Source organism: Mycobacterium sp. (assembly GCF_035623875.1).
Taxonomy (GTDB): domain Bacteria; phylum Actinomycetota; class Actinomycetes; order Mycobacteriales; family Mycobacteriaceae; genus Mycobacterium.
Map to the genome: position 1 here is coordinate 1 of NZ_DASPSP010000118.1, position 7,879 is coordinate 7,879.

A 7,879-nucleotide genomic window follows, 5' to 3' on the forward strand; every position below is an offset into this window, starting at 1 on the left:
TTCGCCCAGTTGTCGGTGAGCACGATCAGTGACCGCGCGGGGGTGGCCCGTTCGGGCTTCTACTTCTACTTCGACTCGAAATACGCGGTGCTGGCTCAGATCCTCGCCGACGCGACACACGAACTCGAAGAGTTGACGGAGTACTTCGCGCCCCGCGGGCCCGACGAATCACCGGCCGCGTTCGCCAAGCGGATGGTCGGCAGTGCCGCCGCGGTCTGTGCGCACAACGACCCGGTGATGTCGGCATGCAACGCCGCTCGCAACACCGACGCAGAGATCCGCGACCTGCTCGATCAACAGGTCGAAGGCGTGGTCCAGCAGATCATCGGGATCGTCAATGACGAGTTGCGGGCCGGAACCGCGCACCCCATCAGCGACGACATCCCTGTGTTGGTGCGGACGCTGGCGGTCACCACCGTGCAGACGCTCTCCGGTGACACTGCTTTCCTGGGCGCCGACGGCGACGTGCAGCGTGGGGTGCAGGTGCTCGAGGCCTTGTGGCTCAACGCGCTGTGGGGCGGCTCGGAAGACACCTAGTACCGTCGGTATCGTCATCCCCATGGCGCAGACGACGTTCGCGGGGAAACGATGCTTTATCACCGGTGCGGCCAGCGGCATTGGCCGGGCGACCGCATTGCGGGTCGCCGGCCACGGCGCCGAGCTCTATCTGACGGACCGCAACGCCGACGGATTGGCACAGACCGTGGCCGACGCTCGCGCGTTAGGTGCGCAGGTGCCCGAGTGCCGGGCGCTGGACATTTCCAACTATGACGACGTCGCCTCATTCGCCGCTGAGATCCACGCCAAGCACCCGAGCATGGACATCGTGATGAACATCGCGGGCGTTTCAGCGTGGGGCGCCGTCGATCGGCTGACCCACGAGCATTGGACCGACATGATCGCGATCAACTTGATGGGGCCGATCCACGTCATCGAGAGCTTCCTGCCGCCGATGGTGGCGGCCCACCGGGGCGGGCATCTGGTCAATGTGTCCTCGGCCGCCGGGCTGATCGGGCTGCCCTGGCATGCCGCTTACAGCGCAAGCAAATTCGGGCTGCGCGGCCTGTCCGAGGTGCTGCGCTTCGACTTGGCCCGGCACCGCATCGGGGTGTCGGTCGTCGTACCGGGCGCCGTCAACACCTCGCTGGTCAACACCGTCGAGATCGCCGGCGTCGACCGCGATCACCCCGGGGTAAGTCGCTGGGTGGATCGCTTCAGCGGTCACGCGGTGTCGCCGGAAAAAGCCGCGGAAAAGATCCTGGCCGGGGTCGCCAAAAATCGGTTTCTGATCTACACGTCGGCAGACATCCGCGCGTTGTACGCGTTCAAGCGAGTCGCGTGGTGGCCCTACAGCGTGGCGATGCGCCGAGTCAACGTGCTGTTCGCCAGGGCGCTGCGGCCAACCGCAGCGCACCGGTGAGTTAGCGGGCCATTTGCAGTTCCAGCCGCACCCCGAGTAGCCGGACCGGGCGGTCCAACTCGAACAGGTCCAGCACCCGCAGCGCGGCCGCGACGATCACGTCAGCGTCAGTCGTGGGTTCGTCGAGCTTGCGGATCTTCGTGCGGGTGTAGAACGTGGCGGTGCGGACAGTCACGGCGACCCGGGTGACAATCCGCGACGCAGCCACTACCTCGCTCAGCGCCCGTTGCGCCAATTCGGTTACCGCTGAATTCATTTCGTCGCGATCGGTGAGGTCCTGCGGGAAGGTCACGACGTGGCTGCGGGACCGGGGCACCCAGGGCTCGGCGCTGACGGTGTCGTCGCCGCCGCCGTTGGCCAGCAGCAACAGCCACAGCCCGGTCCGCGGGCCGAACGTCGATGTCAGCAGCTCGGCATCGGTGTGGGCCAATTGCCAGACTGTGGTGATACCAAGGGTTTCAAGCTTTTTCGCGGTCTTCGGTCCGACCCCCCAGAGCGCGTCGACCGGCCGGTCGCCCATCACCGTCATCCAGTTCGCGTCGGTGAGGGTATAAACGCCGGCCGGTTTCGCGAATCCGGTAGCGACCTTGGCGCGTTGCTTGTTGTCGCTGATGCCCACCGAGCAGGACAACCCGGTGGCCGAGGCGATGACGGTGCGGACTTGTTCGGCCAGTTCGGTTGGCTGCTCGGCTACGCCCTCGGCTGGCGCCGAAATAAAAGCCTCGTCCCAGCCCCATACCTCGACGGGATACCCTAAGTCGCGCAGCAGTCCCATCACCTGGTCAGAGGCCGCGTCATAGGCCGCGGGATCCGAGGGCAAGAAGGTGGCGTCGGGACAACGCCGGGCTGCGGTGCGCAGCGGCATACCTGCGTGCACGCCGAATTCGCGGGCTTCGTATGACGCGCACGTGACCACCTTGCGCGCTTCGGTCGGATCGCCGGTGCCCCCGACAATGACCGGCAGGCCGGCCAACTCGGGATGGCGGCGCAGTTCGACCGAGGCCAGGAATTGGTCGAGGTCGACGTGCAGGATCCAGCTTTTCGGCACCGAACTCGAGTCGCTCACCGGCCACACAGCTTGCGCGCCAGGCTTTCCCACGCATCGCCCAACGTCTGCAGGGTCTGGCCGGCATCGCCCAGCTGATGTTCGACGTAGTCGGCGTCGAGCAGCGCCAGCAGGGCATCGGTTTGGGCGTCGAGGTTACCGGTCGTCCCGGCCGAGGCCAGCAGCATCCGAACGTGCATGCGTAGCACCAGGTAGGGGGCATTGACCGGCGAACCGTAGCGGGTCTGGGGGTCACGGTTGGCGGCGGAGAGCAACTCATGGTGGGCATGGGCAAAGCGCAGCCGGTCACGCCCGAACGCCAGCAGGCGATCCAGCGGCGGCGCATCCGGCCCCAGCGGCGGCGGACCGAACAGGAACGCTTGCTGGCTGATCCGCTCGTCCTCGTCGAGTAGCACCATCATCAAGCCGGCCCGGCTGCCGAACCGCCGGAACACCGTGCCCTTGCCGACACCCGCGGCGGCGGCGATGTCGTCCATGCTGACCGCATCGGCTCCGTGCTCGGCGATGAGCCGGCGCGCGGCGTCCAGCAACAGCGCACGATTGCGGGCCGCGTCGCCGCGCTCCAGCGGAGCGGACGGGGGTGGCTCACCCAGCCAGGCCAACCGGTCAACGGCGCTCACACCTGCACTTTAACCCGGACGGAATAATTCGGACTACGGTCCGATTAAGACATGCGAGGATGTAGACGAACCATCGAAGGGACACGGACATGTCGGACGTCAAGGTTTTGACGCTGGTAGGCAGCCTGCGCGCCGCGTCGATCAACCGTCAGATCGCCGAGTTGGCGGCAGACGTCGCACCGGACGGCGTCGCGGTGACCATCTTCGATCAGCTCGGTGAGCTGCCGTTCTACAACGAGGACATCGACAACGAGGCCGACGTGCCCGCCTCGGTCACCGCGCTCCGGGTCGCCGCGGCCGACGCCGACGCAACCCTGGTGGTGACCCCCGAATACAACGGCAGCATCCCGGCCGTCATCAAGAACGCGATTGACTGGCTCTCCCGGCCGTTCGGCGACGGGGCACTGAAGGACAAGCCGCTGGCGGTCATCGGCGGGTCGTTCGGCCGGTTTGGCGGCGTCTGGGCGCATGACGAGACCCGCAAGTCCTTCGGGATCGCCGGTCCGCGCGTGGTCGAGTCGATCAAGCTATCGGTGCCGTTCGGATCGCTGGATGGCCAAGCACCGCGGGAGCACGCCGAGCTGGTATCCAACGTGCGCGATGCGGTAGGCAAGCTGGTCGCCGAGGTCGGCTGACGTCGGCGTCAGTCCCTTTGCTGGGGGGACGCGGACGGGGTGTTGTGTCGGTGCCGAGTGGTAAATGTAGGTGTATATCGCCGCGAGACCATTTTGTGATCTACGACACGCCCGAGCCGCGCCGACGCCAGGGCTTACGACCAGGGAATTTCATGAATGTCTTTCAGAACATCTTGTATCTCTTCTGATTGTCACCCACTAGGTGTAGTGTTTCTGACACCGACAGACCCAGATTCGTCAGGTCGGCCGGGCCGCGTCAACCGGCATCGCACGCAGGCTGAATGCGGATCGGCAAGGTAGGCATTCTGTGGCGCGGCGGTCTGCTGAATGGCAGAGCACATGCAAAACCCGAGTAGTTGCCAGTCCGTGTCCAGTTCCACCTTCGACAGGGGAGTCGTACCGCAGATGAGTGTCACCGTTTACACCAAGCCGGCATGTGTGCAGTGCAACGCCACTTACAAGGCACTGGACAACCAAGGCATCGCCTACGACAAGGTCGACATCAGCCTGGATTCCGAAGCCCGCGACTACGTGATGGCGCTGGGATATCTGCAGGCTCCCGTTGTGGTAGCCGGAAACGAGCACTGGTCGGGCTTCCGGCCCGACCGGATCAAGGCACTCGCCGGTGCGGTGCTGAGCGCATAGCAGGCAGCAGCCCAGTAGGACAGGAGGAGATCGCCGTGCCGTTCTGCAGCCTGGTGTATTTCTCCAGCGTCTCGGAGAACACCCACCGCTTCGTACAGAAGCTGGGCATTCCGGCGACGCGGATACCGCTGCACGGCCGTATTGAGGTGGACCGGCCGTATGTGCTGGTGCTGCCGACCTACGGCGGCGGCCGGGCGACGCCGAATATCAATGATGGTGGCTACGTTCCCAAGCAGGTCATCGCCTTTTTGAACAACGAGCACAACCGGTCGCTGATTCGCGGCGTCATCGCCGCGGGCAACAACAACTTCGGTGCCGAATTCGCCTATGCGGGCAACGTGGTGTCCCGCAAGTGCGGCGTTCCCTACCTCTACCGCTTCGAACTGATGGGAACCGACGATGACGTGCAAGCCGTCCGCGCGGGCCTAGCTGACTTCTGGAAGGACGACACGTGCCACCAACCGCCCCAATTGCAGAGCGTGTAGCCCCCGCCGGGCACGGCGCGCTACCCGACGAGACGGATTACCACGCGCTCAACGCAATGCTGAATCTGTACGACGCCGACGGCAGGATCCAGTTCGACAAGGACCGGGAAGCCGCGCATCAGTACTTCCTGCAGCACGTCAACCAGAACACCGTCTTCTTCCACAATCAGGACGAGAAGCTCGACTACCTGATCCGCGAGAACTATTACGAGCGCGAGGTTCTCGACCAGTACTCGCGCAACTTCGTCAAGACCCTGCTGGACCGCGCGTATGCCAAGAAGTTCCGGTTCCCGACGTTCCTGGGTGCGTTCAAGTACTACACCTCCTACACACTGAAAACCTTTGACGGCAAGCGGTATCTGGAGCGCTTCGAAGACCGGGTCGTTATGGTCGCCCTCACCCTGGCCGCCGGCGACACCGCATTGGCCGAGAAGCTCGTCGACGAGATCATCGACGGCCGGTTCCAGCCGGCCACCCCGACATTCCTCAACTCGGGTAAAAAACAGCGCGGCGAACCGGTGAGCTGCTTTTTGCTGCGGATCGAAGACAACATGGAATCGATCGGACGCTCGATCAACTCCGCACTGCAGCTGTCCAAGCGGGGCGGGGGAGTCGCTTTGCTGCTCAGCAACATTCGCGAGTACGGTGCGCCGATCAAGAACATCGAAAACCAGTCTTCCGGGGTCATCCCGATCATGAAGCTGCTGGAGGACTCGTTCTCCTACGCCAACCAACTCGGCGCGCGTCAGGGTGCCGGCGCGGTGTACCTGCACGCCCATCACCCGGACATCTACCGCTTCCTGGACACCAAGCGGGAAAACGCCGACGAGAAGATCCGGATCAAGACGCTGAGCCTGGGTGTGGTGATTCCCGACATCACCTTCGAGCTCGCCAAGAATAACGAGGACATGTACTTGTTCTCGCCGTACGACGTCGAACGCATCTACGGTGTGCCGTTCGCCGACATCTCGGTCACCGAGAAGTACTACGAGATGGTCGACGACGCGCGCATCCGCAAGACCAAGATCAAAGCCCGCGAGTTCTTCCAGACGCTGGCCGAGCTGCAGTTCGAGTCCGGTTACCCCTACATCATGTTCGAGGACACGGTGAACCGGGCCAACCCGATCGAAGGCAAGATCACCCACTCCAATCTGTGCTCGGAGATCCTGCAGGTGTCCACGCCGTCGCTGTTCAACGAAGACCTCACGTATGCCAAAGTGGGCAAAGACATTTCGTGCAACCTGGGCTCGCTGAACATCGCCAAGACGATGGACTCGCCGGACTTCGCGCAGACCATCGAGGTGGCGATCCGGGCGCTGACCGCGGTGAGCGACCAGACCCATATCTGGTCGGTGCCATCGATCGAGCAGGGCAACAATGACTCGCACGCGATCGGGCTCGGCCAGATGAACCTGCACGGCTATCTGGCCCGTGAACACATCTTCTACGGCTCCGAAGAGGGCATCGATTTCACCAACATCTACTTCTACACCGTGCTCTACCATGCTCTGCGCGCATCGAATCGCATTGCGATCGAACGCGGTACGAGCTTCAAGGGTTTCGCGCAGTCCAAATACGCGTCGGGCGAGTTCTTCGACAAGTACACCGACCAGATCTGGGAACCCAAGACCGAGAGGGTCCGTCAGCTTTTCGCCGATGCGGAGATCCGTATTCCGGACCAAGACGATTGGCGACGGCTGAAAGAGTCGGTGCAGACGCGCGGCATCTATAACCAGAATCTGCAGGCAGTCCCGCCGACCGGGTCGATCTCCTACATCAACCACTCGACATCGTCGATCCACCCGATCGTGTCTAAGGTCGAGATCCGCAAGGAAGGCAAGATCGGCCGCGTCTACTACCCGGCGCCGTACATGACCAACGACAACCTGGAGTACTACCAGGACGCCTACGAGATCGGCTACGAGAAGATCATCGACACCTATGCCGCCGCCACCCAGCATGTGGATCAAGGGCTTTCGCTGACGCTGTTCTTCATGGACACCGCCACGACCCGCGACGTGAACAAGGCGCAGATCTATGCCTGGCGCAAGGGCATCAAGACGCTGTACTACATCCGGCTGCGCCAGATGGCGCTGGAAGGAACCGAGGTCGAGGGCTGCGTGTCCTGCATGCTGTGAGGCCCCCGTCGAGTGGCCAGCTAATGCACGCGACACGGGTTTTGCCTGCGATAACTGGCCATTCGGCGGCTAGTCTACGCAGGTCAGCTACGGCAAAGGGGTATCGTGCTTGACGTGGTCAGAATCCCCCGACCTCCTCGACCCCACCCCAGCGCGAGACCTGGTGCCAAGGTCGACGCGCGCAGCGAACGCTGGCGCGAACACCGCAAGAAGGTACGTGGTGAGATCGTCGAGGCGGCCTTCCGCGCCATCGACCGGTTGGGGCCCGACCTCAGCGTCCGCGAGATCGCCGAAGAGGCCGGCACCGCCAAACCCAAGATCTACCGGCATTTCACCGACAAATCCGACCTGTTCCAGGCGATTGGGGAACGGCTGCGCGACATGTTGTGGGCGGCCGTCTTCCCGTCGGTCGACTTCGCCACCAACTCGGCTCGCGAGATCGTTCACCGCAGCGCGGAGGAGTACGTCAACCTGGTCGACGAGCATCCCAATGTGCTGCGGTTTTTCATCCAGGGCCGCTTCCCGGAGCAATCCGAGTCGACGATGCGGACGTTGAACGAAGGCCGCGAGATCACGCTGGCGATGGCCGAGATGTTCAACAACGAGCTGCGTGAGATGGAACTCGACCCCGCCTCGATCGAACTCGCGGCCTTCGCCGCGTTCGGCTCGGCGGCGTCGGCCACCGATTGGTGGCTGGGATCCGACCCCGACAGCCCGCGGCGGATGCCCCGCGACAAGTTTGTCGAGCACCTGACCACGATCATGATGGGGGTCATCGAGGGCACCGCCGAGCTGCTCGGCATCAAATTGGACCCCGATCAGCCGATCCACAACGCGGTGCCGCGCAACTCCGCCGCCAGCTGAGCATCG

The 7,879-nt window shown here is 63.7% G+C and carries 9 protein-coding genes; 7 read left to right on the plus strand and 2 right to left on the minus strand.

Annotation, left to right across the window (positions count from 1 at the left end):
* Together VEI45_RS09670 and VEI45_RS09675 are read left to right on the plus strand one after the other, a co-directional pair.
* A partial coding sequence (locus VEI45_RS09670; protein ID WP_324852528.1) for a TetR/AcrR family transcriptional regulator occupies window positions 1-537 on the plus strand: 537 nt, incomplete at its 5' end.
* Window positions 538-559: 22 nt separating this feature from the next.
* Window positions 560-1,420, plus strand: coding sequence for an SDR family oxidoreductase (locus VEI45_RS09675; protein WP_324852530.1), 861 nt, complete (start codon window positions 560-562; stop codon window positions 1,418-1,420).
* 1 nt (window position 1,421) lies between these two features.
* Here the strand turns inward: VEI45_RS09675 and VEI45_RS09680 are convergent, their stop codons facing one another.
* On the minus strand, window positions 1,422-2,468 hold the full coding sequence (locus tag VEI45_RS09680; protein ID WP_324852540.1) for a DNA polymerase IV: 1,047 nt from the start codon (window positions 2,466-2,468) through the stop codon (window positions 1,422-1,424).
* 14 nt (window positions 2,469-2,482) lie between these two features.
* Window positions 2,483-3,106 (minus strand): helix-turn-helix domain-containing protein, encoded by a 624-nt coding sequence (locus VEI45_RS09685; RefSeq protein WP_324852532.1) that lies wholly within the window; start codon window positions 3,104-3,106, stop codon window positions 2,483-2,485.
* An 89-nt stretch (window positions 3,107-3,195) separates the two neighbouring features.
* Between VEI45_RS09685 and VEI45_RS09690 the strand changes: the two genes are divergently transcribed.
* The 5 genes from VEI45_RS09690 (at window position 3,196) to VEI45_RS09710 (ending at window position 7,873) form a co-directional block, all read left to right on the plus strand.
* On the plus strand, window positions 3,196-3,741 hold the full coding sequence (locus VEI45_RS09690) for an NAD(P)H-dependent oxidoreductase (protein WP_324852534.1): 546 nt from the start codon (window positions 3,196-3,198) through the stop codon (window positions 3,739-3,741).
* A 405-nt stretch (window positions 3,742-4,146) separates the two neighbouring features.
* A complete protein-coding gene (locus VEI45_RS09695) occupies window positions 4,147-4,386 on the plus strand; it encodes a redoxin NrdH (RefSeq protein WP_324852536.1) in 240 nt (79 codons plus the stop codon).
* A 35-nt stretch (window positions 4,387-4,421) separates the two neighbouring features.
* Window positions 4,422-4,871, plus strand: a complete 450-nt coding sequence (gene nrdI, locus VEI45_RS09700; RefSeq protein WP_324852538.1) for a class Ib ribonucleoside-diphosphate reductase assembly flavoprotein NrdI — start codon at window positions 4,422-4,424, stop codon at window positions 4,869-4,871.
* Entirely contained in the window at window positions 4,838-7,009 is a 2,172-nt protein-coding gene (gene nrdE / locus VEI45_RS09705; RefSeq protein ID WP_414687439.1) for a class 1b ribonucleoside-diphosphate reductase subunit alpha, read from the plus strand. The genes nrdI and nrdE overlap by 34 nt, the downstream gene beginning before the upstream one ends.
* A 123-nt stretch (window positions 7,010-7,132) precedes the next feature.
* Window positions 7,133-7,873 carry a TetR/AcrR family transcriptional regulator gene (locus VEI45_RS09710; RefSeq protein ID WP_324852544.1) on the plus strand — a complete coding sequence of 247 codons (741 nt, stop codon included), beginning with the start codon at window positions 7,133-7,135 and terminating at the stop codon, window positions 7,871-7,873.
* Window positions 7,874-7,879 lie beyond the last annotated feature (6 nt).